At 65.1% G+C, this 25,572-nt stretch carries 17 protein-coding genes; 3 read left to right on the forward strand and 14 right to left on the reverse strand.

The window, feature by feature from the left end:
- Positions 1-125: 125 nt before the first annotated feature.
- The 14 genes from R1L06_RS12655 to gmk all read right to left on the reverse strand — a co-directional run bounded on the left by R1L06_RS12655 (position 126) and on the right by gmk (position 20,487).
- On the reverse strand, positions 126-4,022 hold the full coding sequence (locus tag R1L06_RS12655) for an ESPR-type extended signal peptide-containing protein (RefSeq protein WP_317217862.1): 3,897 nt from the start codon (positions 4,020-4,022) through the stop codon (positions 126-128).
- Positions 4,023-4,086: 64 nt separating this feature from the next.
- The gene (locus R1L06_RS12660; protein ID WP_317217863.1) at positions 4,087-4,782 is read right to left on the reverse strand and encodes a pilus assembly protein; all 696 of its coding nucleotides are present in this window, start codon (positions 4,780-4,782) and stop codon (positions 4,087-4,089) included.
- Positions 4,783-4,800: 18 nt separating this feature from the next.
- Positions 4,801-5,943, reverse strand: coding sequence for a CblD like pilus biogenesis initiator family protein (locus R1L06_RS12665; protein ID WP_317217864.1), 1,143 nt, complete (start codon positions 5,941-5,943; stop codon positions 4,801-4,803).
- Positions 5,940-8,660: a TcfC E-set like domain-containing protein gene (locus R1L06_RS12670; RefSeq protein ID WP_317217865.1), complete on the reverse strand. Its 2,721-nt coding sequence runs from the start codon at positions 8,658-8,660 to the stop codon at positions 5,940-5,942. Before R1L06_RS12670 ends, R1L06_RS12665 begins: the two co-directional genes overlap by 4 nt.
- A gap of 64 nt (positions 8,661-8,724) precedes the next feature.
- Positions 8,725-9,225, reverse strand: a complete 501-nt coding sequence (locus R1L06_RS12675; RefSeq protein WP_317217866.1) for a CS1 type fimbrial major subunit — start codon at positions 9,223-9,225, stop codon at positions 8,725-8,727.
- 637 nt (positions 9,226-9,862) lie between these two features.
- Positions 9,863-10,948, reverse strand: coding sequence for a hypothetical protein (locus R1L06_RS12680; protein ID WP_317217867.1), 1,086 nt, complete (start codon positions 10,946-10,948; stop codon positions 9,863-9,865).
- Between the two features lie 292 nt (positions 10,949-11,240).
- Complete coding sequence (locus R1L06_RS12685) at positions 11,241-12,518, reverse strand: citrate synthase (RefSeq protein WP_032127838.1); 1,278 nt, start codon at positions 12,516-12,518, stop codon at positions 11,241-11,243.
- A 296-nt stretch (positions 12,519-12,814) separates the two neighbouring features.
- Positions 12,815-13,057 (reverse strand): type B 50S ribosomal protein L31, encoded by a 243-nt coding sequence (locus R1L06_RS12690; RefSeq protein WP_005418951.1) that lies wholly within the window; start codon positions 13,055-13,057, stop codon positions 12,815-12,817.
- 88 nt (positions 13,058-13,145) lie between these two features.
- The gene (locus R1L06_RS12695) at positions 13,146-14,084 is read right to left on the reverse strand and encodes a nucleoside hydrolase (protein WP_032127836.1); all 939 of its coding nucleotides are present in this window, start codon (positions 14,082-14,084) and stop codon (positions 13,146-13,148) included.
- Positions 14,085-14,459: 375 nt separating this feature from the next.
- Entirely contained in the window at positions 14,460-16,571 is a 2,112-nt protein-coding gene (gene recG, locus R1L06_RS12700; RefSeq protein WP_317217868.1) for an ATP-dependent DNA helicase RecG, read from the reverse strand.
- Between the two features lie 7 nt (positions 16,572-16,578).
- Positions 16,579-16,965: a RidA family protein gene (locus R1L06_RS12705; protein WP_005410875.1), complete on the reverse strand. Its 387-nt coding sequence runs from the start codon at positions 16,963-16,965 to the stop codon at positions 16,579-16,581.
- 177 nt (positions 16,966-17,142) lie between these two features.
- On the reverse strand, positions 17,143-19,305 hold the full coding sequence (locus R1L06_RS12710) for a RelA/SpoT family protein (RefSeq protein ID WP_019661980.1): 2,163 nt from the start codon (positions 19,303-19,305) through the stop codon (positions 17,143-17,145).
- A gap of 106 nt (positions 19,306-19,411) precedes the next feature.
- Positions 19,412-19,711, reverse strand: a complete 300-nt coding sequence (rpoZ, locus tag R1L06_RS12715) for a DNA-directed RNA polymerase subunit omega (protein ID WP_005410877.1) — start codon at positions 19,709-19,711, stop codon at positions 19,412-19,414.
- Between the two features lie 110 nt (positions 19,712-19,821).
- Positions 19,822-20,487 carry a guanylate kinase gene (gene gmk / locus R1L06_RS12720; RefSeq protein ID WP_014038334.1) on the reverse strand — a complete coding sequence of 222 codons (666 nt, stop codon included), beginning with the start codon at positions 20,485-20,487 and terminating at the stop codon, positions 19,822-19,824.
- 290 nt (positions 20,488-20,777) lie between these two features.
- On the opposite strand from gmk, the gene fdnG reads away from it, so the two are divergent.
- From fdnG to R1L06_RS12735, 3 genes are read left to right on the forward strand one after another with little or no spacing between them, the layout of a single operon-like run.
- Positions 20,778-23,846 (forward strand): formate dehydrogenase-N subunit alpha, encoded by a 3,069-nt coding sequence (fdnG, locus tag R1L06_RS12725; RefSeq protein WP_317217869.1) that lies wholly within the window; start codon positions 20,778-20,780, stop codon positions 23,844-23,846.
- A 10-nt stretch (positions 23,847-23,856) separates the two neighbouring features.
- A complete protein-coding gene (gene fdxH / locus R1L06_RS12730; protein WP_012481154.1) occupies positions 23,857-24,774 on the forward strand; it encodes a formate dehydrogenase subunit beta in 918 nt (305 codons plus the stop codon).
- A complete protein-coding gene (locus R1L06_RS12735; protein WP_032127833.1) occupies positions 24,771-25,418 on the forward strand; it encodes a formate dehydrogenase subunit gamma in 648 nt (215 codons plus the stop codon). The genes fdxH and R1L06_RS12735 overlap by 4 nt, the downstream gene beginning before the upstream one ends.
- Positions 25,419-25,572 lie beyond the last annotated feature (154 nt).

Below are 25,572 nucleotides of genomic sequence, written 5' to 3' on the forward strand. Positions count from 1 at the left end.
CCGTCGCTGCGGACGCTGGGGGTGTCCTGGAAGACGGCGTTGAGCTGGGATTCGACGCGGTCGGTGCGGGTGGTGTTGGTGACAACGGCAGCGTCGAGGGTGGACAGGGCGTCGTTGAGGGTGGACTACTGGCCGCCCTGCACGTTAAAGGTGGGGTTGATGATGTTGCCGTTGGCGTCGATATCACCGCCGAGCGTGGCGAGGGCACCGCGGAGCTGGCCTACGGTGGTGGCGTCATTGGCGTTGCGGCCGTTGGCTACGTTGATGATTCGTCGTCGCCTGTCATCGGACCCAACCGACACCGCATTGGCTACTTGAACAATTGAACCATCACCTAGCGCGACGGAGCCTTCTGCCCCTTCGAGGACCATTGCTCTTGCTCCAAGCGCCATTCCATGGCGGCTGCGCACTTCCGAAGTAGCCCCCAATGCAAACCCGTACTCTGCACCAGCATGCACATATGAACTGCTGCCGAGAGCAACCGAATTTCCAGCCAACGCGGTAGCGTAGAAGCCAACTGCAGTGGCTCCTTCTGCAACAATGCCTCCTGCTTTTGCTCCTTCACCGATGGCCATCGAGAACCCGCCTGCCGTTGCATTCACGCTTTCATCGTCCGAGGAAATGGCAATAAACCGCTTGCCACTCTCAAGGCCAGCGATGCGCTGATTGGAAGCAAACAGCTGCCGGCCATTGACCACATCGCGGCTATCCGCAGAGATCACCCCATCAGCAACACCCGTTAAACGCGCGCCACCAAAGTCGATCACATTGCCCTGCCCCGCTGCCATCAGCCCATGCGACAGCAGTTCATCGCGCTCACCCCGCAGTTCATCCAGGCCACTACGATTGCGGTCGATCTCCCGCTTGGCTTCAAACAGCTGGCTACCGGTCACCGCATCACGGCTGCCTGCGGCAATGCGGCCATCGGCCAGGTTGGTCAGCACCGAGCCGTGGGCGCCTGCAAGCGTCAGCTGGTTCAGACCGTCACTGCGGACGGTGGGGCTGTCCTGGAAGACAGAGCGCAGCTCTCCTTCCAAGCTATTTACGCGACTTTCTGCCTTGACCACGGCACCGTCGAGTGCGGTCAAGGCATCACCGACGTTGTGCTGAGTACCCCCCTGGACGTTGTAGGCGGGCGCGACCAGGCCTCCATTGTCATCTAAGCGGGATCCGCCTCCCAAAGCGGCAGCAATTTCTTTGACCTGGGAAACGGTCACCGCATCGGAATCAGCCGTGCCACGGGAAATCCTGGTCAGGCGCCGCGTAATTACATCACCGCCAAAGGAAACCACTCCTGCCTCGGTGGCTCGTGACCCATGTCCAATTGCGACACTATTTCTACCGTCAACTCGTGAGGCAGATCCCAGGGCGACGCCGCCCTCAGCCTCTACGCGGGAACCCGCGCCCAGTGAGAAGCCATTCGTTGCTGATTCGGAGACGAATGCGGCTCGCCCCAAGGCAACTGAGTTGATAGCCAATGCCTTGGAAAAGCTCCCTACAGCTGTGCCACCCTCGTTTCCAATGGAAGCCTGGGCGGAATCGCCGATTGCCACAGCAAGAGCACCGGCTACTGCCGCCTCGCTCAGATTGTCACTGCCAAATCTAAAGAATCGAGCATCCTCCTCAAGATGCTCCACCCGCCGATTTGTCGTAAAGAGCTGTCCTCCATTAACGGCGTCCATACTCGCCGCGGAACTGATATCGCCCGCAGCCACATTTCTCAGCTTGCCACCATCGATATCCACGCTCCCGTCCGCAGCAAACTTCACCACGCCCTCCAGATCGGGATCGAAGTCCTCGAATGCGGTCCGAAGCGCATCCAGATCGCTGCGGTTGCCGTCAATGCGATCCGATTGCGCGGCAAGTGCAACGCCGTGCGACGCAAGCAGCTCTGCGTTCTCTTCAACCCCCTGCTGGGTGACAAACAGCTGGCGCCCACTCACGGCCTGGTCACTGTCGGCGTCAATACGGCCATCGGCCACGCCGTCCAGCGTGCGACCCGCGCCACTGCTGCTGCGTATGTCCACCGCGGTTCCCGCGTTGCCCGCGCCGAGCCTCACTGCACCGTCGGGCGAGGTCTGGCTCAACAGCGTGCCCAGCGCACCACTCTGCGCCAAGGCCATGTCCGCCGTCCGCGCGGCGTTCTCCGCTGCGCTCTGCGCAGCAACCGCTGTGCTGCGCACGGTGCCGACCTCAATGTTTGTGGCATGCAGCTGGCGGCCGGTGATGGCGTCATGGCTACCGGCGTTTACCGCACCATCAGCAACGTTCACGATACGCCGCTTGAGGTCACTGTTGCCCACAGAGACCTGATTGATACCGGTCGTCTGCGATTGCAATCCCAGCGCAACGCTGCCGCTGTGCGAGGCAACGGCGCGGTCGCCTAGTGCCAGTGCGCTCTGTGCGCTGGCCTGCGCGTTGTTACCCAAGGCTGCGGAGAACACCCCGCTCGCCCGGCTCTGCCTACCGATGGCTGTCGCCTGGTTGGCGGTGGCCTGTGCATCCAGACCCAGCGCCGTCGCGTGGTTGCCGTTGGCAATGGCCTCTGCACCCATCGCCAAGGCACCCTCGCCCTGCGCACGGGCACTTTCCTTGCCGCCCGTTGCACCGCCGGCAACCAGCTTCACCAGCGGATCAAGCGCCCGGTGTGTGGCGAACAGCTGCTGCCCGGTCACCGCATCGGTACTGGTGCTGCTCAACGTGCCGTTGCGCACCCCGTTGAGGTAGCGGGCCTCGCCACTGCTGTTGGCGATACCGATCTGATCGCCGCTATTGTCCACGCCGATGCGCATGCCACCAGATGAAGAAGTCTGCGTGATCATGCGTGAGGTTGCATTGAGCTCGGATCGGACAGCATGCAGCTGGCGCCCGGTCACTGCATCGGTGCTGGAAGCACTGATTGCGCCATCATCGACGTTGACGATCTTGCGCTTGGAGGCGCTGCTACCCACGGAAATCTGGTTGGTGCCGGTGGTGACGGAGCCAGCGCCCAGCGCCACCGCATTTGCGTGGCTGGCATTGGCTTTTTCGCCCAGTGCCACCGACATCTTGGCATTTACATTTGAGATCTGCGCCTGATAGCCGAATGCCAGGCCGCCCTCAGCCAACGAGCGTGCGCCAGCCCCCATTGCAAGCGACGCCCAACCATCAGCACGGGCGGCCTGGCCCAAGGCCAGTGACTGCTTTCCCAAGGCCTGCGTATTATGGCCAAGCGCAACCGCTCCCTCGCCGGTAGTGCGTGCGTCCCGGCCAACTGTCACTGCCCTGCTGGCAGCACCGACCGCAGAATGTCCAATCACGATGCTGTCATAGTCAGCGCGCGCGCGCGCGCCCAGGGCGATGGCACCGGTCCAGCCTGCGGATCCAGCATAGGTATCAGCACCAATTGCGATGCGGGAATGCCCCTCTCCCCCATCCGTCTGCGCCCCGCTTCCCATCGCAATTGAATTGGTGGTTCGCGCTTTTGCGTTCTGCCCGACAGCCGTTGCTCCCGTGCCATTGGCATCACTGTACGTTCCCAGGGCCGTGCCGTAGCCGCCACCTCTGGCGACCGCGTAGTGACCTACCGCAACGCTGTTCGTGCCGTGGGCTTCGGCCAGATTGCCGACGGCCGTACTGCGGTCTCCTACGGCGCGGCTGGAGATGCCCGCGGCCAGGCTGCCTTCACCATTGGCCCCCGCCTCGGAACCCAGCGCCATGGATTCACGACCACTGACCACGCTCCAGTTCGCGCGCGAGGTGTTGCTGTAGACATCGCCACGATTGACTGCAAGGAGGGCGTTTTCCGCGCGGTTCGTTACTGGCTGGAGGCCCAGCGCCGTGAGCGTTTGAAAATGCCACCAGCGCACCTCGTCTTCATCAAGTTCGGCAGCACCCGCCGGCAGCGCCAGCAACATCACCACGACCGCGGCTGCGCTACGGCGCAGCGTGGATGCCGGTTTCCCGCGCGGTGAAGCCAATTCGCTGGTTACCACCCAGCACTGCCGTGCGCTGGACCACAGACGTCGGTAGATCTTGTTCATTGCGATGCTCCTTAACAGAAAGGACAAAGAAAGGCCGCCGCCGCGTTTGCACGGCGGGGGGGCATCAGGGGGAGAGGGTCTGCAGGTGTTCGCGATAGCCATCGCCGGTGAGCCGGTAGCGCAGTTGCACCGTGTGGCCCGCCTGTACGGTGAAAGGCAGCTGCAGCGAGCTGCCGGGATAGAGGCTTCTGGAGACTTCGTGGGCGGTGCAGCGGCTGCCCATGCAATCGGCGATGCTGGTGACGCCCAGGCGCAACGTGCCATCGTTGCGCAGGGTGTTACCATGTACCCGTGGCTCCACGGTACCTTCGGGCGGCAGCACGTTTACCAGTGCACCCCAGACCAGGCTGACGCCTACGTTGGCGGACGCAGCTTCGGCGGTGCCGCCGCGCTCTTCTTCGGGGCCGGCCACACCTTCGAAATACACCCGGTAGGCGGTCTCCCGTTCCACCGGCTGCAGCGGGATGACCCGGATGAGACGGTTGCCGCCACCGGACAGCGCGAATTTGCCCGGGGTGACGGCGATTGCCACTTCATCCGGCTGGACGTCAACCTCGGTTTCGGCTGCGCCGGCAGGGTCCTCAATGCGCCGCAGCGAGGCCTGGATGTACTGCGGTTGCGTGGATTGCGAGTACACGCGGATCTGCGTGCCACGCTTGGCATCCACCGAGGTCCGCATGGGATGCACGGTCAGGTTGGCCTGTGCGGGCAGCGCCAGCAGCAGGCAGAACGGAAGCAGATAAAGAGAGTGTCGTTTCATGGAAGTTCCTGGTGGGGATCAGGGCACGCCCGTGGGCACGCGCAGCTCGACCTTGAGATCGCCGCGGTAATAGCCGGGTTGCTTTTCGGCGATGGGAACACGCGGCATCTCCAGCCGCAGCGGTGTAGGCACGCAGAAAACCGGCTGGCTCATGCCAGGCAGCAAGACCAGCTTCAGCTTGGCGCTGTCGATGCCGGTGAGCTGCTCTTCGACGCCGTTGCGCATGGGGATGAGCGCGCCGCTGTGGTCAAGGGTGACCGTGTAATCCAGGCGCTCGCTTTCGCCGCTACCGCCGCTGTCGCGATGCCATGCACTGAAGCCCAACGGCCCTGGCGCACGCGCGCCGGAATCGCGCACGGTGACGCCGAGATAGGCTGCCTGCGAGCCGAGCCCGTCGTAAAGACACATGTCGACCGTGGTGCCACCGCCCACCGTGTGCGCGATGGGGTCGTAGCGCAGGTTCATGCCGACGTGCGGAGCGATTTCGTCGAACTGCGGGAAGTAGATGGCTACGGCGTTGTGGTCGGTGACGGTAAAGGCGAGATCGAAAGAGTAGGTCGCCAGCCCTCGGGAAATAGCCGAGTCCAACTGAAGTTCGAGCCTCGCCGACCAGATGCCTGCAACTAGGCGAGCCAAGTCTGACTCGGGAATCGATAGGTGAAGTCCGGTTCCTACAGCAAGGTCCCCCAGGCAATCTTCATTGCGGCTGGACCACGGCAAGTAAATCAGCCCATGCCAGAAATCACCCCTGCACTGACGTCCATTCATCACCCTCTCGATAGCAGCGAGGACCGGCACATTCACCCGCATACCCGAACGCTGTTCGGTGAAAGCAAGTGGGATACGCCCAGCTTCAGGGCTGATTTGCTCCGTGTCGGCTGTCGGGCACAGTCCCTTAGCCGAGTCGGTGCTGGATTCGCATACAAGGTGTAGTCCTCCATACACCCTTTCGCTATCAAGTGGATCGTGACCTAGTACGGTTCTCGGGGGGACCAGCTCCACATCCCCCGGCATCGCCGAGCGATCCCAGCTCATCACAATGTCCTGGTGCGTACTCACCGGATGCGTCTCCGGCGGCCGCTGCGCAAACGCCCGCGGCGCCATCACCACCAGCGCCGTGCTCAACATCACCCACATCAACCCACGGATCGCGCGCTTCATGGCGTACCTCCCGCCGCAGCGGTCTGCTGCGTACCTGCAATCAACGCCTGTTCCTGCAGCAACCGGGTCACCCGTGCCTGCTGGCGGATGTCAGCCGGCAGCTGTGCCACGGCCAGCGGTTCGCACTGCACGGCACCCACCAGCATCACCACGCTGCGGCGCTCGCGTACCTGCAGCGGGCACTGCAGCAGGCGGTCGTCCTGCAGCAGATACAACGTGCGTTCGCGGCGCGGAAAGTCGGCCACGAAGCCGCCGTTGCTGCCGGTACCCGGTACGGGGGCATTGAGAATGCGGGCGCCGCCCAGCGGCAGGCCGGCCACGTCGCGTGCGTTGCCGATGAAGGTGTAGGTCACTTCAATCGGCACCGGCAGGCGCACCAGCCGGCCGGGCGCCAGGAACATCGGGCGCGCGCCGCCCGCACCGGTCACGCGGATGGCGGCATCACTGTTCAGTGCACTGGCATCCTGCACTTCGGCCCGATGCTGCTGGTAGGCCGGCAACGGCAGCAGGCGTCGCTCGCCCAGCGCCAGGCGCTGGCGGCGTTGTCCGCCCACCTGCAGTTCGGCGGCCACGCCGGTCAGTTCCAGATCGTCGGTACCATCGACCTGCACGGCCAGTCCGGCGTCGGCCCCCAGGCCACCGCCCCAGTACAGGCCACGGCGGCCCAGCGCCAGCCCGGAACTGTGCGTGGCGCTGTAGGTCAGCTCGCTGCCGCCACGCTGCCGGAACGTCGCCACGCTGGCACCGGTGTGGCCGTACTTGTTCTGTATCTGCGCGCCCAGCGATGCGCTGTAGCGATCACTGTTGTTGCCGCGCAGTTCAAGGGTGGCATCGCGGTACTGCGCATCCACTTCCTGGCGCACGGTCTGCCCGGCGCTGTAATTCACATCTGGGCGGGCATGCTGCGGCTGGCGCACATCCACGGCGTAGCGCCGTTGTGCGCTACCGATATCGCGGCGCTGCAGGCGGGTCAGGCTGAAGTTGATGAAGATGCCACGGTCGCGGCTGTCGCGCAGGCTGCTCTGCGTGCCCTGCTGCCAAACGCCCACACGGGTGGACACGCTGAATTCCTGCCAGCGCTGCACGCGGCTGTAGCTGGCCTGCCAGGTGCGGGTAAGGTTGGGTTCGCGGCTGTAGCGCGGTTCCCACGGCAGCAGCGGGTCGAGCGCGGCCATCGGGTCGTCGGGATCGTTGTTCAGCACGGTGCCGCGGCTCCAGGTCTGTCGGCGGGTGAAAGCCAGATAGGCGCTGCCACCGGCCACCGGCAGCGACATCGAGGCGCTGAGCGAATCGGCGCAGGCCAGCCGGTCGCGGGTATCGTTCTCGAACTGGCAGGTACGCCCGCGCAGGCGCTGCTGGTAGAGGTTCCAGGAGGCCTTGCGGCGGTAGGACAGCTGGTGCTGCTGGCCGTTGCTGCCATCGCTGCCGCGCATGCCACTGAAGCTGGCGCGCACGTCCTGGGTGTTGAACACATGGCGCAGGTCCACGCGCAGCTCGCCGTAGCTGAAACCGCCCAGGTCGGCCACGCCGGCGGTCACGGCCGCATCGCGCCACATCGGCACGCGCAGGCCGGCCATCGCCGCCGTCTCGCCATTGAAGCGATCGCTGCGGCGCTCGTTGCGGCGGCCACCCTGTAGGAACCACTGCACGCTGCTGTTGGCCCAGTCGCCGCCCTTGTCGAAGGGCGCGTCTTCGCTGCGCACCAGCACGCCGTCTTCGTAGATGCGCAGGGTGACCGTGTAGCTGCCGAACGGGAAGCGGCGGGTATCCAGATCGTTGATGCCGGCCTGCAGGTAGAAGCTCTGCAGCAGGCGCTCGCCATCGAAGGCATCCACGCGCGCATCGCGGGCCAACAGCACGGTCAGCGGCGTGCTCTGTATGGCCGCTTCGGTATCCACGTAGGCCTGGGTGGTGCCAACGCGCATGCCGGCGAAGCGGTCCATCGGCAGCATGCTGAAACTGAAGGTGCCGCCCTGCGGGCTGGACAGGTTGCGGCGGTCCATGCGCCCGGCTTGCAGGTAGTGCTGCGGGTCCAGGTCATGGCGGTAATAGGCGTTGTCGAACTGGAAATCGTGGCGACGACGACCGCCGCGGTACTGCTGGCTGTTGAAGTTCCAATCGACCGACACATGGCCGCGCTGGAACAGGCCCAGCACACCGGCGCCCTGCGCGGTCAGTGCCTGGTAGCCCCTGCCGCCGCTGAGGTTGAGCGTCTGCTGGTGCAGGAAGGCGTTCTCGGCATTGCTGCTGATCTGGTGGAAACGCTCGGCGGCGGGCTCGGCAGTAATCCACTGCTTGGACACGAACAGGCTCACGGCGCCCTCGCCTTCGTCGTACAGCGCGCGCACGGTGTTGGGGTCTTCCGGCGGATCGAGATAACCGCAGCCGGCTTCGGCGCCGCCGAAACGGCAGGCCAGGTGGCTGTTGCGTGCCAGCGGTTGCGACAGCGCGGGCAGCAGCGCGGCCTGGGCATCGGCCGACAGGTCGAGCGCCTGCAGCACGCGCGCGGGATCTTCCAGCTGCACCTGTTCCAGGGTGACGCGCACCGGCGACAGCCCGGCGCTGCGACCGAAGAGGCGGATGTCGAGTTGTTCGATCTGGCCTTCGACCAGATCCTCGAAACCGACGGGAACGCCGCGTGCCGCGACCAGCGGCGTGGCCAACGACAAGGCGAGCGCGACCGCCAGCCGGGTGACGGCGGGTGCGGAAGCTTTCATGGGTGGGGGGCCTGGAGCGGCCGGCCCGGTGATTGGGCCGGCGCGGGGTTTGATGCCGAGGGTGTTAGGGAGCCTGCAGCATCACTACCCGCACGATGCCGTTGTACTTACCGGCATCTGCAATTGCGGTGCTGTTGCCTTGGGCAATTCGCAGATCCATCGGGATGGATCGGCCCGGCAGTGCACCATCGAAGATCGCGCTTGCGTCGTAAGTACGCGCCGTGGTGGTCAGCGCTTGACCATTCAGCGACACTGCCAGCGGGATCGGGGTACCACCACCGGTATCACGCTGCAGAGAAGGGTCGAAGCCCAAGCGGACTTCGATGTCCTTGTCCGTGTCGTTGCTATGGATACGCACCGGCACGCTCCACGGAATCAGAAGACCTGTTGCGGCGTCGTGCGACAACTTCACGGAGTCATCCAGCGCGGTACCGTCGGCTTTCATGAGCGACAGCGTCGGGTCAACGTCGGCCCAGACGGAGATATCGACTTCCGCGGCGTGTGCGGACAGCGAAGCGGTGGCCAGCGCTGCAGTGAGCGCGGCCTTCTTAAGAATGGTGTGCATGTGTATCTCTCTCAGACAGGGGGAATATGAAAGCCCCCCTCCCCTAAGGAGAAAGGGAGGGAGGCGCCGCCCGCAGAGGTGGTTGCGGGCGACGGAGAGAATGTTAGAAATCCATTGCCATGCAGGCCATGCAAACATTCCTAAAACGTTGAACGTTAAGAAGAATGTTTGAATCAGTTCAACGTTCTAGGGTTATGCAATTTCCCTCATTCATTGAATGCAACAAACCTCATTGCTTTGCCTTTGTAGACTCGACCTTTAGTCGACTGCTTTTCTGGTACTGCGCGAAACGCCTGCGCTGCACGCATAAGTCGAGCATGGCTCGACTCTACAGCTGCTCATCTGCGCATCGCGTTAATCTACCGGATAGGGTTATGCAACTTTCCTCATCCATTGAATGCAACAAACTTCATTGCCTTGCTTTCTTGTAGAGTCGAGCCTGTGCTTGGCTGCTGTGCGCGCTACGCGCGGGAGTCGAGCACGGCTCGACTCTACAAATACCCATCCACACATGCGTGGACCTCGCGTTGGCGCGCGATCAGAAGAAGATCGCGTAAAGGATCAACAACGGAATCGGGACGCCCAAGAACCAGAGCAGAAAGGTTTTCATGACAGGTCTCCTTGCATCAGATGCGGGTTACAGGTCGCGGCGACGGCCGCCCCAGGTGGCGCTGAGGCTGGCAAAGAACGCGCCGATCAGCAGGGTGATGAACAGCCACAGTGCAGCGTAGGCCGTTGCCTTGCGCGCATCATCAGCGGCTTCCTTGGCGGTGTTCTTGGCCTTTTCCAGCGCAGCGCGCATGCGGGTCTGCACGTCGGTCACTCGTGCCTGTGCTTCGGCCGGGCTCATGCCGGTTTCGCGGGCAATCAGCTGCGACAGGTACTGGGTGTCAGCCGGATCCAGGCCATCACCCTGCAGGCTGTTGACGATGATGCGGTTCACTTCGGCGCGCACTTCGCGGCGGTCGCCCATCGGGCCATTGCCCGGCATCGAGCGCGGCGGTGGGGCCATGCGGGCGTCGCGCGGGCCCGCAGCTGCGGCCACCGGCGGCGGCGGCGCAGCGGGGTCCATCGGGGCATTGCCCGGGGCGGCACCAGGGGCTGGGGGTGCGCCTGCGGCGTCCGGGCCCGGGATGGTCGCGTTGCGGAACAGCGAATCGACCCAATAGTTGAGGTCGCCTTCCGGCGCGGCGGCTGCGGCGCTGCCAGCACCCGCAGCGGCAACACCGGCGGTGGAGGCGGCGGCGCCTGCGGTAGCACCTGCAACCTTTGCACCGGCGCCGAGCACGCCACCGATGGCCGAGGTCAGCAGACCAGCGGTGAGCAGCGTGGCGACCGCCCACGACACGAAGCCGTGTGCGGTATCGCGGAAGTAGGTTTCATCGCCATGGATCTGCGTCCACTTGGTGCGCAGCCGGCCGGCCAGATAGCCGCCCAGGCCGGACGCGGCCAGCGCGGTGAAGGTGAGCCAGAGGATGCTGGACCAGCCGAAGGTTTCCTTGCTGACGCCTTCAAACGACCACGGCGAGACCGAGGACAGGCCCAGGCCCACGCCGAGGATCAGCAGGACGAGGGAGAGCGCGGCCGCGGCGGCGGCACCGGCGAAGATGGCTCCCCAAGAGACGGCACTCTCGCTGGCCGGCGGGACGATCGGCGCGGTGACGACAGTTGCGATATCAGGGCCGAGCGGGCCGCGCTCGGGTGGGTCGAATCGGGTACTCATGGGGTGGACGCTCCGGATCAGATGCTGCGGATGCAGCTGGCGTCCTGAGGCTGCGCGAGCGCTTGTGAAGCTGGCGAGACCCTTGAATCACGCGGTCTTGGCGCGGTGAAGAGCGTGCCAACCAAGGTTGGCACCTACCGAAGGCGGATGCGGTGGTAGATCCACGCCATGCGTGGATGATTTTTCGCGGGCGCCGAAATCGTGCGGACCAACGGTCCGCACCTACCAGGTCCGCTCCAAAAAAAACGCCCCGCGGATGCGGGGCGTTCTCGGCACAACCTACGCGGGGCAATCAGCCCTGGTAGTCGCGCACGTCGCTGCCGGTGTAGACCTGGCGCGGACGGCCGATCTTCATTTCCGGGTCAACCTGCTGTTCCAGCCAATGCGAGACCCAGCCGGAAGTACGGCCCAGGGCGAACATGACGGTGAACATCTCGGTCGGGATCTGCAGCGCCTTGTAGATGATGCCGCTGTAGAAATCGACGTTCGGGTACAGCTTGCGGGCGACGAAGTACTCGTCCTGCAGCGCGGCCTGTTCCAGCTTCACGGCCACGTCCAGCAGCGGATCCTGCACGCCCAGCTGCTTGAGCACCTTGCTGGTCATCTCGCCGATGACCTTGGCGCGCGGATCGAAGTTCTTGTAGACGCGGTGGCCGAAGCCCATCAGGCGGAAGCCGGAGGTCTTGTCCTTGGCCTTGACCACGGCGGATTCGACGTTGTCGGCGCTGCCGATCTCTTCCAGCATCTTCAGCACGGCTTCGTTGGCACCGCCGTGGGCCGGACCCCACAGCGCGGTGACGCCAGCGGCGACCGACGCGTACGGGTTGGCACCGGTCGAGCCGACCAGGCGCACGGTCGAGGTCGAGGCGTTCTGCTCATGGTCGGCGTGCAGGATGAACAGCAGGTCCAGTGCCTTGACCACGTCCGGGTTCAGATCGTACTGGCCGTCAGCCGACTCGAAGGTCTGCTTCAGGAAGCGGCTGACGTAGTCCAGCGAGGTGTCCGGCTTGTTGGCCGGCAGGCCCTTGCCGTGGCGGTAGATCAGCGCCGACAGGGTCGGCACCTTGGCGATCAGGCGCACAGCGGCCTGGCGGCGCTGTTCGGCGTCGGACAGGTCCAGCGAGGCGTGGTAGATGCCCGACAGCTGCGCGATGGCGGCGGTCAGGATGGCCATCGGATGAGCATCCTTGGCGAAGCTGCCGATCAGGGTGTTGATCGACTCATCGACGTTGGCTTCAGCCGCCAGCTCGTCGGTGAAGGCCTTCAGCTGCTCGGCGCTCGGGCGCTCGCCGTTGATCAGCAGGTAGGCCACTTCGACGTAGCTCGACTTCTCCGACAGCTGTTCGATCGGGTAGCCGCGGTACAGCAGCACGCCCTTGTCGCCGTCGATATAGGTGATGGCAGACTTGCAGCTGGCCGTCGCGGTGAAGCCGGAATCGTAGGTGAAATACCCCGTTTCCTTGGTCAGCTTCGCGATGTCGACGCAGTCGTTGCCAAGGGTGGGTTTGATGACGGGCAGAACGACCGACTTATCGCCGGCGTTGAGCGTGACCTGATCAAGATCGGACACTGTGTGCGCTCCTTCATGGGAAGGCGCCTGCCCAAGCGCATTGGTCAGGCACGTGAATGACGTCCTCGGCCTGTGCCGGGGATCACGCCATTATCGCACAGCAGCATTTGCCCGGCGCTAGACAGAAGTCGTATACGACAGGCGGCCAGACGCCGGCCGTTGAGCGGCCCGGATCGGCAAAAGCGTTGTCATCCGAACGCAGTGTTCCGTCCATCCAAACGCCCGTTGGGTAGGCGTTGGGGAAAAACAAACGGCCGCGCAGAGCGCGGCCGTCGGTTCGAAGCTGGATCGACAGATCAGCGCGCGTAGCGCTTCTGGAACTTGTCGATACGGCCCGAGGTGTCGATGACCTTGTGCTTGCCCGTGTAGAACGGGTGCGAAGCAGAGGAAATTTCAACCTTGACCAGCGGGTATTCGTTGCCGTCTTCCCACTGGATGGTTTCCTTCGTGCCCATGGTCGAGCGGGTCAGGAACTTGAAATCGGAGGTGACGTCATGGAAGACGACGTCGCGGTAGTTCGGATGGATATCGGCCTTCATGGGCTCACACCGTAAATGGGCTGGTGGTCAAGAGCGGCATTATAAGCACCGGTTGCCGCTCGGGGCAACCGGTGCGGGTCAACAGACTTCAGTCCGCGCCCAGGGCCTGGCGCACCAGGGCCTCGAAACGCTGCTGGTCGTAGGCCATCAGCAGATCGCAGTTGTCCGGCTGGCCGGTCTGGCGGTTCCAGTCGACGATGGTGGCGCCGCGGCTGAACGTACCGTTCAGCTCCACGTTCAGCGGCCGCGATTCGACCTGCAGCTGCCCTTCCGGGTTCAGCGCCCAGGCCATGGCGACCGCATCGGCGGTATACCAGCGGCCACCCTTGCTGTCCTCGGACAGGCCACGGGTCTTGCGCGAGATCAGCTCGTAGAAACGGGCGCGATCGGAATCAGCCTGCAGCCACTTTTCAGCATCCTGCAGCGGCAGGCCATGGGCGACGGTGGCCTCCCAGTCCGACACCAGCAGGTGCTTGAACGAAGTGAACACCACGTGCGCCGCTTCCGGATCGAACGCGATGTTGAATTCGGCCGCCGGGGTGATGTTGCCGTGGCAGGTGACCGCACCGCCCATCACCACGATGCGCTTGATGCGCTCGGGAAGGGTCGGGTCCAGCTTCAGTGCCAGGGCCAGGTTGGTCAGCGGGCCAAGCATCACCAGCATCAGTTCACCGGCGTGCTCGTGCGACAGGCGCAGGATGGCCAGTGCGGCGTGCTCGGCTTCAGCCTGGCGGCTCGGCGGCGGCAGGTCCACGTCGCCGTAGCCGTCACGGCCATGCACGTGGGCGGCGTCAACGGAGGGATGCAGCAGGGGATCCGGGCTGCCGGCAAACACCGGTACGTCGGCGCGGCCGACGATGTCGCAGAGCTTGAGGGCGTTGCGGACGGTGTACTGCAGGCCGACATTGCCGGCGGCGATGGTCAGGGCGACCACGTCATGCCGTTCATCGGCAAAGGCCATCAGCAGGGCCAGGGCGTCGTCCACACCAGGGTCGGTGTCGATCAACAGGGGGATCTTGTGGGTCATCGTTGCCGTCTTCAGATCGGCAACGAAGTGTGGACCGGGATGATGACCGTTGCAAGTATGGGGGGTTGGGGTTCGGCAGGGCTGCGCCCTGCACCCGCAGAGGCGACGTCAACGTCAACGTCAACGTCAAAAGTCTGCATTCCGTGAGATGGCGGGGTGGGTCCGGCCCGGACCCACCCCGCCTTCGACAGTTTTCCGCGGTCTGTCGCAACGACGTTCTGCTCTGGTAGGTGTCGACCTTGGTCGACACTTCCACGGATTGATCGAAAAGGCTGTCTGTAGAGTCGAGCCATGCTCGACTCACGCGCGCAGCGCGCAGTAGATCCACGCCATGCGTGGATGTGTGGACCAGGGTCCACACCCACCAATGCGGCATTACGCCGAGGCGTAGCGCACGGCGGTGCCGATCCAGCGTTGCACCACGCGATCGGCCAGCGCGGGTTGCTGGGCCAGCAGGCGTTCGGCAAGATCGTGCACGCCGGGCAACAGGCCGGCGTCGCGGGCCAGATCGGCAATGCGGAAACCGGCCAGGCCGGTCTGGCGGGTGCCCAGCAGTTCACCGGGGCCACGCAGCTCCAGATCCTTCTCGGCGATGACGAACCCATCATTGGTTTCGCGCATGGTCTGCAGGCGCTCGCGCGCCATCTGCGAGAGCGGTGCCTGGTACAGCAGCACGCAGCGCGACACCGCTGAACCACGACCGACGCGGCCGCGCAGCTGGTGCAGCTGGGCCAGGCCGAGGCGCTCGGCATTCTCGATCACCATCAGCGAGGCATTTGGTACGTCCACGCCCACTTCAATCACGGTGGTCGCCACCAGCAGATCGATCTCACCGGCCTTGAACGCCACCATCGTCGCCAGCTTTTCGGCGGCTTTCAGGCGGCCATGCACCAGCCCCACGCGCACGCCCGGCAACAGCGCCTGCAGCGATTCGTAGGTGGCCTGCGCCGGCGTTGCATCCAGCTCTTCGCTTTCCTCGATGAGCGTGCACACCCAGTACACCTGCCGCCCTTCCTGGCAGGCCAGCGCGATGCGCTCGATCAGTTCGGGACGGCGGTCGTTGTTGAGTGCCACGGTCTGCACCGGGGTGCGGCCCGGCGGCAGTTCGTCGATGGCCGAGACATCCAGATCCGCGTATTCGGACATCGCCAGCGTGCGTGGAATCGGCGTGGCGGTCATCACGAGCTGGTGCGGCACGCTGTTGCCACCCGCGCCCTTGTCGCGCAGGGCCAGTCGCTGGTGCACGCCGAAGCGGTGCTGTTCGTCGACGATCGCCAGGGCCAGGTCCTGGAACACCACCGCCTCCTGCATCAGCGCGTGGGTGCCGACCACCACCTGCGCTTCGCCGTTGGCGACCTGCTCCATCACCTTGGCGCGCGCCTTGCCGGTGACCTTGCCGGCCAGCCAGGCGATACGCACGCCGAGCGGTTCCAGCCAGCCGCGCAGGTTGTTGAGATGCTGCTCGGCCAGCAGTTCGGTGGGCGCTGCCAATGCGACCTGCTTATCCTGCTCGACTGCCAGCATCGCGGCCAGTGCGGCGACCACGGTCTTGCCGGAGCCGACGTCGCCCTGCACAAGCCGCAGCATCGGGCTGGGCCGTGCGAGGTCTTCACGGATCTGCTTGAACACGCGCGCCTGTGCGCCGGTCAGCGCGAACGGCAGCTGTTTCAGCAGCGCCTTGGCCAGCTTGCCGGGGCCGGCCAGCGGCGGCGCATGGTGCGCCTGCAAGGCGATGCGCTGACGACGCAGGCTGAGGTGGTGGGCCAGCAGCTCTTCCATCGCCAGGCGACGCTGCGCCGGGTGGGTGCCTGCTGCCAAGGCGGCCAGATCGGCATCCGGCGGCGGCCGGTGTACGGTCAGCAACGCGCTGCGCAGCGACGGCAGGCCTAGGCCATCCAGCCAGCCGCTGGGCAGCAGTTCCAGCGTGCTTTCCTCGGGCAGGCGATCCAGGGCCTGGCCGATCAGCTTGCGCATCGTCATCGGGCCAACGCCTTCGACGGTGGGATACACCGGGTCGAGGCGGTCGCCGAGTTCGGGATCGTCGTTGCGGCCCAGCACCTGGTAGCTGGGATGGACGATTTCCAGGCCGAGATGGCCGGGTTTGGGGGTGCCGAAGCAGCGCAGCCGGTTGCCGACCGCGAACTGGCCGACCTGCTGCTGGCGGAAGTGGAAGAAGCGCAGCACCAGGGTGCCCTGCCCTTCGTCTTCCACCGCAACTTTCAGCATCGGCCGGTAGCGCATGCCGCGCTCGACCGCGACCACCCGCCCTTCCACCTGCGCTGGTACGCCGTTACGCAGGTCTTCGATGCGGGTCAGCCGGGTCCGGTCTTCATAGCGCAGCGGCAGATGAAGCCAGAGATCCTGCAGGGTGGCGAGGCCACGCGCCTGCAGTTTGGCGGCCACGGCCGGACCCACGCCAGCGAGCATCGCCAGGGATGCTTCGCCGGACGGTGACAGGACCGGGGTGACCGCCGCCTTGCGTGCCACGTGGCGGTCAGTCGATGACCATCACCGCGTCGACCTCGAAGTTGGCGCCCTTCGGCAGGCCGGAGACTTCGATCGTGGAACGGGCCGGGTACGGGGCCTGGAAGTAGTCCTGCATGACCGCATTGACCTTGGCGAACTCGCCCAGGTCGGTCAGGTACAGGCCCAGGCGCACGACCTTGTCCAGCGAGCCGCCAGCGGCTTCGGCCACGGCCTTGAGGTTGTCGAAGGCGCGGCGGGCCTGTGCTTCGACGTCACCGGCGCCGACGATGTCGCCGGTAGCCGGGTCGAGCGGGATCTGGCCGGAGAAATACACGGTGTTGCCGGCGCGCACGGCCTGCGAGTACGGGCCGATGGCGGCGGGGGCCTTTTCGGTGTTGATGATCTGGCGGGACATGGATCGCTCCGGTGCTTGGGGGAAAACAGAGCGGTGATTGTACCGGGTGGGGGCGCATCCACGCATGGCGTGGATCCACCGCGCCGCTTCGGTAGTGCCGGCCGCTGGCCGGCAAACCCATGAACGTCGGAAGCACGGCGAAGTTGCCGGCCAGCGGCCGGCACTACCGGGTTCGCGTTACTGGCGGCGTACCGACTGCACGACCGACAGGCGGCGCAGGCGGCGCATCACTTCGGCCAGATGGTTGCGGTCGCGCACCTGGATGTTGAACGCCAGCACGGCGGCGTTGAAATCACGGTCCAGGTAGTCCACGCGCTCGATGTTGGAATGGCTCTGCGCGATGGCGGCGGCCAGCTGCGCCAGCACGCCGGTGCCGTTCTCCACTTCCACCACCAGCGAGGTGTCGTAGTCGCCGGAAACAGTGGTGTCCCAGCCGATCGGCACCCAGCGCTCGGGCGACTTGCGCAGCTCGGCCAGGTTCGGGCAGTCCATGCGGTGCACCACGATGCCCTTGCCGGCGGTGTGGTAGCCCATGATCTCGTCGCCGGGAATCGGCTGGCAGCAGCCCGCGAAGGTGACCACGCCGCGCTCGCTGCCGTTGATCAGGATCTTTTCCTGCGAGTGGTGGCGCGAATGCGGGCCGCCACGCAGTTCGGCGTAGGCCATCAGCGCCTGTGCAGCCTGCGTCGGCATCCAGTTGCCCAGTGCGACCTCGGCCAGCAGCGCCTCCAGGCGCGGGAAGCGGTGCTCGGCGAGGAACGCATCCAGGCGCCCCTTCGGCAGCCGCTCCAACGAGGAATCCATCGCCTCCAGCGCACGATCGAGCATGCGGTGGCCGAGCTGCACAGCGTCTTCGTGCTCCAGCTGCTTGAGCTGGTGGCGGATGGCGGTGCGCGCCTTGCTGGTAACCACGAATTCCAGCCACTGCGGTTTCGGCGTGGCCGAGCGTGCGGTGATGATCTCCACCGACTGGCCCGACACCAGCTTGGTGCGCAACGGCACCAGCTTCTTGTCCACGCGCGAGGCCACGGCCATGTTGCCGACGTCGGTGTGCACGGCGTAGGCGAAGTCCAGCGCGGTGGAGTTGCGCGGCAGGGCCAGGATCTTGCCCTTCGGGGTGAACAGGTAGACCTCGTCCGGGAACAGGTCGACCTTGACGTTGTCGAGGAACTCCAGCGAGGAACCGGCGGCACGCTGCGAGTCGATCAGTTCAACGATCCAGGCGTGTGCGCGGCTCTGCGCACTGTTCGGTGAATCGCCGCCGAACTTGTAGGTCCAGTGCGCGGCCACGCCACGTTCGGCGATCAGGTCCATCTCTTCGGTGCGGATCTGCACTTCGATGGGCGAACCATACGGCCCGAACAGCACCGTATGCAGCGACTGGTAACCGTTGGCCTTGGGAATGGCGATGAAATCGCGGAAACGCCCATCCAGCGGCTTGAACGTGGCATGCACCGAACCCAGCGCGTGGTAGCAGCTGGGCACGCTGCGCACCACCAGGCGGAAGCCGAACACGTCCATCACCTGATCGAAGGTTTTGTTCTCGTCGCGCATCTTGTTGTAGATGCTCCACGGGGTCTTGATGCGGCTGACCAGGCGGTGCTCGATGCCTTCCTTCGCCAACCGCTGCGACAGCTGCACTTCCACCTGCGCCAGCGCTTCGCGGCGGACCACCGGCTGGCTGCGGATGTGCTTTTCCAGGATCGCGTGGCGCCACGGATACAGCGCCTTGAAACCGAGGTTCTGCAGCTCGCTCTTGACCAGGCTCATGCCCAGGCGCTGGGCGATGGGCGCGTAGATCTCCAGCGTCTCGCGGGCGATGCGGCCGCGCGCTTCGCGGCTCTGCGCGCCCAGCGTGCGCATGTTGTGCAGACGGTCGGCCAGCTTGATCATGATCACGCGCAGGTCGCGCGACATCGCCAGCAGCATCTTGCGGAAGCTCTCAGCGGCCGCTTCCTGGCGGTCGCGGAACTTCAGCTTGTCCAGCTTGGTCACGCCGTCGACCAGTTCGGCCACGGCTTCGCCGAACTCGGCGGCCAGCGCCTCACGGGTCAGCGGGGTGTCTTCGATGGTGTCGTGCAGGATCGCGGCGATCAGCGCTTCCACGTCCAGGCCGAGCTCGGCCAGCACCTGGGCCACGGCCACCGGATGGGTGATATAGGGCTCGCCCGACTTGCGCGTCTGCCCGGCGTGTGCGGCGGCTCCGACTTCCCAGGCACGGCGCAACAGCGGCAGCTGTTCCGGCGGCAGGTAATGGGCGGCGCGTTCAAGCTGGAGGACGTAGTCGGGTACGGCGGCAGCGGGGGCTGCGGCGACCTTGGCAGTGGGGCCTGGGTTCATGCCCGCAGCCTATTCCAGCGCGACGTTTACGGCAAATCCTGAATGCGAAACAGCCCGCACGGGGCGGGCTGTTCGGCACATCCAACGATTACGTTGATCGATGCGATCAATCGTCGTTCTTGGACATGTCTTCGTCGGCGACCACTTCCGCGGCAGCCCACTCCAGCGCTTCGCGCTCTGCGCGCTCACGCTCGGCCTTCTCGACTTCGTCGATCAGCGCGTTGTCGATCTTGCGGGCAGCGATTTCGCGCAGCGCCAGCACGGTCGGCTTGTCCTCGGTCTCGCTGTTGTCCAGCGTGGCCTGCACGCCGTTGGCGAGCTGGCGGGCACGCTTGGAAGCCATCATGACCAGTTCGAAACGGTTGTTAACGACTTCCAGGCAATCTTCTACGGTGATGCGGGCCATACGGGCTCCCGGCGACCGGTCGGCCGCTCAGTCGAATGAGGGAAAGGGGACGGAGTGTACTGGCAGGGGCTGGACAAAATCAAGCCAACCCCCACCCGATTCTTTTGGAATCAGTCAGTTGCGCCCGGATCGGGGGTCAACAGGGCCTGGATCAGCCCAGCGTGGCGGACCTTCTGGGCCTCCCGGCGCAGGCGGCTGGCGGTGAAGATGGCGCACAGTTCGTCCACGGCGGTGTCGAACACCTCGTTGACGATCACGTAGTCGAACTCGTTGAAGTGCAGCATCTCGTCACGGGCTGCGCCCAGGCGCTGGGCGATGACCGCCTCGCTGTCCTGGCCGCGCTTGCGCATGCGGTCCTGCAGGGCCTGCTTGGACGGCGGCAGGATGAACACGGTGACCGTGCCCGGCACCAGCTGGCGTACCTGCTGCGCGCCCTGCCAGTCGATTTCCAGCAGCACGTCCTGGCCGGCGGCCAGCTGCGGCTCCACCGACTGGCGGGCGGTGCCCTTCCAGTCACCGTGCACCCAGGCATGCTCGAAGAAGTCGCCGGCGGCGATCATTTCCTCGAACTTCTCCGCAGAGACGAAATGGTAGTGCTGGCCATTCACTTCACCCGGGCGCATCGCGCGCGAGGTGAAGGAGATCGACAGGGCGATCTGCGGGTCACGCGCCAGGGTGGCATTGACGATGCTGCTCTTGCCGGCGCCGGAAGGGGCGGCAACGATGTACAGCGTGCCGCGCGCAACGGCGTCCGACGGCTTCGACGGGGCGCTCATGCGGGGAGTCCAACGGGTTGATTTCGCAAAATTTTTCCTCGGTGTTCCAGATCCGGCGCGGAGGATCGCGCCAGGACGGCGGGGGCTGCGCGGAACATTCTGGAACCAGGCCCGGCAGACGCTTCCCCGGGGGGCGGGCACGCAACTTTACCAGAGCGGCCGCGTTGCGCGCCCGTCCGGCAGGCGCCGGGCCTTGTGCCACATGGGCGTGCGGGGGCCTGTGCTATAACCGGGCCGTACCCAACGACAGCCCGGAGGCCTGCGCCTCCCCGCCATCCCAGGAGAACGGCATGCCATCGATGAGCCGCCGCCAGTTCCTGAAAGTGACCGGGACAACCCTGGTCGGCTCCAGCCTGGCATTGATGGGCTTCGCGCCCGGCATCGCGCTCGCGGAGGTCAGGCAGTACAAGCTGATCCGCGCGACCGAGACCCGCAACACCTGTACGTATTGTTCGGTGGCCTGCGGCATCCTGATGTACAGCCTCGGCGATGGCGCCAAGAACGCCGAGCCGAGCATCTTCCATATCGAGGGTGACCCGGACCATCCGGTCAACCGCGGCACGCTGTGCCCGAAGGGTGCCGGCCTGGCCGACATCATCCACAGCAAGTCGCGCCTGCTCTACCCCGAGTACCGCGCGCCGGGCTCGAACGAGTGGAAGCGGCTGAGCTGGGACGATGCGCTGGACCGCATCGCGCGGCTGATGAAGGAAGACCGCGATGCCAACTTCGTGCAGAAGAACGAGGCCGGGCAGACGGTCAACCGCTGGCTGACCACCGGCATGCTGGCGGCCTCGGCGACCAGCAATGAAACCGCGGTGCTGACCCACAAGGTCGTGCGCTCCCTTGGCATGCTGGCATTCGACAACCAGGCACGTGTCTGACACGGCCCGACGGTGGCAGGTCTTGCCCCGACGCTAGGCCGTGGTGCGATGACGAATCACTGGGTCGACATCAAGAATGCCGACCTGATCCTGATCATGGGTGGCAATGCCGCCGAGGCACACCCGTGCGGGTTCAAATGGGTGACCGAGGCCAAGGCACACAACAAGGCCCGGCTGATCGTGGTCGATCCGCGCTTCAACCGCTCGGCCGCGGTGGCCGACGTGTATGCGCCGATCCGTACCGGCACCGACATCGTGTTCCTGGGCGGCCTGATCAACTACCTGTTGACCGAGGACCGCATCCAGCACGAATACGTGCTGAATTACACCGACATGTCGTTCCTGGTGAAGGACGAATTCGCCTTCAAGGACGGCCTGTATTCGGGCTACAACGAGGAGAAGCGCAGCTACGACCGTTCCAGCTGGGACTACGCCTACGGTGACGATGGCTTCGTGCGCAGCGACCCGACGCTGAAGGACCCGCGCTGCGTCTACAACCTGCTCAAGCAGCACTACGCGCGCTACACCGTGGAGATGGTCGAACGCATCTGCGGCACGCCGGCGGACAGCATCCGCCAGGTCTGGGAGATGATCGCGTCCACCGCCGGCAAGGACAAGGCGATGACCATCCTGTACGCGCTGGGCTGGACGCAGCATTCGATCGGTGCGCAGAACGTGCGTGCCGGCACCATGGTGCAGCTGCTGCTGGGCAACATCGGCGTGGCCGGTGGTGGCATGAACGCCTTGCGCGGGCATTCCAACATCCAGGGCCTGACCGACATCGGCCTGATGTCCGACCTGCTGCCCGGCTACCTGACGTTGCCGAAACAGGACGAGCAGGACTATGACGCCTACATCGCCAAGCGCACGCAGAAGCCACTGCGCGCCAACCAGATGTCGTTCTGGCAGAACTACCCGAAGTTCCATGTCAGCCTGATGAAGTCGTGGTGGGGCGACGCCGCCACCGCCGACAACAACTGGTGCTTCGACCATCTACCCAAGCTCGACAAGCCGTACGACATGCTGCAGGCGTACGAGCTGATGAACGAAGGCAAGATCCACGGCTACATCTGCCAGGGCTTCAACCCGCTGGCCTCGGCGCCGAACAAGGGCAAGCTGATCAGCGCGTTCTCCAAGCTGAAGTTCATGGTCAGCATGGACCCGCTGGAAACCGAGACCATCGCGTTCTGGCAGAACCACGGCGCACTGAACGATGTTGATCCCAGTGCGATCCAGACCGAAGTATTCCGCTTGCCGACCACCTCCTTCGCAGAGGAGAACGGTGCAGTGGTGAACTCCTCGCGCTGGCTGCAGTGGCACTGGAAGGGTGCCAATCCGCCGGGCGAAGCGCGCAGCGACATCGAGATCATGTCCGAGCTGTTCCATCGCATCAAAGCGATGTACGAAAAGGACGGCGGTGCGTGGTGGGAGCCGGTGCGCGACCTGGCCTGGAAGTACTCCAACCCGGAACTGCCGACGCCGGAAGAACTGGCGATGGAATACAACGGCAAGGCACTGGCCGACGTGTTCGATCCGAAGGACCCGACCAAGCTGGTGCGCAAGGCCGGCGAGCAGCTGGCGGCATTCGGCGACCTGCGCGACGACGGCAGCACGTCCTCCGGCTGCTGGATCTACATCGGCGCCTGGGGCCCGACCGGCAACATGATGGCGCGACGTGACAACAGCGACCCCACCGGCATCGGCAACACGCTGGGCTGGGCCTGGGCGTGGCCGGCCAATCGCCGGGTGATGTACAACCGCGCCTCGTGCGACGTGGCCGGCCAGCCGTTCGATCCGCGGCGCACGCTGCTGGCCTGGAACGGCAAGAACTGGGGCAGCGTGGACGTGCCGGACTTCAAGGCGGATGAAGATCCCGCCGGCGGCATGGGCCCGTTCATCATGAACCCGGAAGGCATCGCCCGCTTCTTCGCCAAGGCCGGCATGGCCGAGGGCCCGTTCCCGGAGCACTACGAACCGTTCGATACACCGCTGCGCAGCAACCCGCTCAGCCCCGGTCAGGCACTGACGTTGAACAACCCGGCGGCGCGCGTGTTCGCCAGCGATCGCGCACAGATCGGTTCGCCGGACGAGTTCCCGCATGTGGCCACCACCTACCGCCTGACCGAGCATTTCCACTTCTGGACCAAGCACGGCAAGTTGAACGCCATCATCCAGCCCGAGCAGTTCGTCGAGATCGGCGCGGCGTTGGCCGATGAGCTGGGCATCAACAACGGCAGCCGCGTGCGGGTCAGTTCCAAGCGCGGGCACATCGAAGCGGTGGCGATGGTGACCAAGCGCATCAAGGCCCTGCAGATTGATGGCAGAACCGTGCACCAGGTGGGCGTGCCGATCCACTGGGGCTTCCTCGGTGCGGCCAAGCCCGGATACATCGCCAATACGCTGACCAACGCCATCGGTGACGGCAACTCGCAGACGCCCGAATCAAAGTGCATCCTGGTCAAGGTCGAGAAGGTGTAGGAGACACGCCATGTCACTGCAATCCCTGGACATCATCCGCCGCTCGGCCACCACCACGCCCTCGCCGGAGGCGCGTGGCGCGCACACCGGCCAGGTCGCCAAGTTGATCGATGTGAGCAAGTGCATCGGCTGCAAGGCCTGCCAGGTCGCCTGCATGGAGTGGAACGACCTTCGCGACGAGGTCGGCAGCTGCGTCGGCAGCTATGACAACCCGCCCGACCTGAGCGAACAGTCGTGGACGGTGATGAAGTTCCGCGAGTACGAGGACGAGAAGGGCAAGCTGGAGTGGCTGATCCGCAAGGAAGGCTGCATGCACTGCAGCGATCCGGGCTGCCTGAAGGCCTGCCCGTCGCCGGGCGCGATCATCCAGTACGCCAACGGCATCGTCGACTTCCAGGAAGAGAACTGCATCGGCTGCGGCTACTGCGTGACCGGTTGCCCGTTCGACGTGCCGCGCATCTCCAAGAAGGACCACAAGGCCTACAAGTGCACGCTGTGTTCGGACCGGGTGGCGGTGGGCCAGGAACCGGCCTGCGTGAAGACCTGCCCGACCGGCGCGATCACCTTCGGCAGCAAGCAGGCGATGACCGAGCACGCGGCGGGACGCGTGGAAGACCTGAAATCGCGCGGCTACGAGAACGCCGGCCTGTACGACCCGCAGGGTGTGGGCGGCACCCATGTGATGTACGTGCTGCAGCACGTGGACAAGCCGGAACTGTATGCCGACCTGCCGAAGGACCCGCGCATCAGCCCGATGGTGGAGGTGTGGAAGGGCGTGGCCAAGCCGCTGGGCGTGCTGGCGATTGCCGCTACCGCCTTCGCCGGCTTCCTGCATTACATCGGCATCGGCCGCAACACGGTCAATGACGAGGAAGAAGAGGAAGCCGAGCACGAGGCGAAGAAGATCGAAGAGGAGCAGCGGCCATGAAGTACGCCCCGCACCCGCGGCAGATCATCCGCTACCGCGCGCCGACCCGCATCAATCACTGGATTGTGGCGATCTGCTTCGTGTTGACCGCGCTGTCCGGGCTGGCGTTGTTCCACCCTGCCCTGTTCCCGCTGACCCAGTTGTTTGGCGGTGGGCCATGGACGCGCATCCTGCACCCGTTCATCGGCCTGGCCATGGTGGTGGGCTTTGCGCTGCTGGCGTTCCGCATGTGGCGCGACAATCTGCCGACCGCCGACGATGGCAAGTGGATGCGCGGCATGCGCGATGTACTGCGCAACGAGGATGAGAAGCTGCCACCGGTGGGCCGCTTCAATGCCGGCCAGAAACTGCTGTTCTGGGCCATCATCGGTTGCCTTTCGGCGCTGCTGCTGACCGGCTTCGTGATCTGGCGGCAGTACTTCAGCCACTTCTTTCCGATCGGGGTGATCCGCTTCTCGGTGCTCGCCCATGCGCTGTTCGGCTGGGTGCTGGTGTGCGCGATCGTGGTGCACATCTATGCAGCGATCTGGATCAAGGGTTCGGTGCGGGCGATGACCCAGGGCAAGGTGACCTACGGGTGGGCGTACAAGCACCACCGGCAGTGGTTCCGGGACATCCTGCGCGGACGGCGGGAAGAGGGGTAGCGGCAGGGCCTGCGGCCCTGCACCCGCTGGATCAACGTCAACATCAACGTCAAGAGCGGGTTTCCTGAGGGATGGCGGGGTGGGTCCGGTCGCGGGGGACGCTGCAAGTACGTCCATGTAAGCTCGGTCGCCGCTTGCTCGTGTGCGCAGTCCT

It is taken from the genome of Stenotrophomonas mexicanensis (genome assembly GCF_032911605.1).
Classification (GTDB): domain Bacteria; phylum Pseudomonadota; class Gammaproteobacteria; order Xanthomonadales; family Xanthomonadaceae; genus Stenotrophomonas; species Stenotrophomonas maltophilia_A.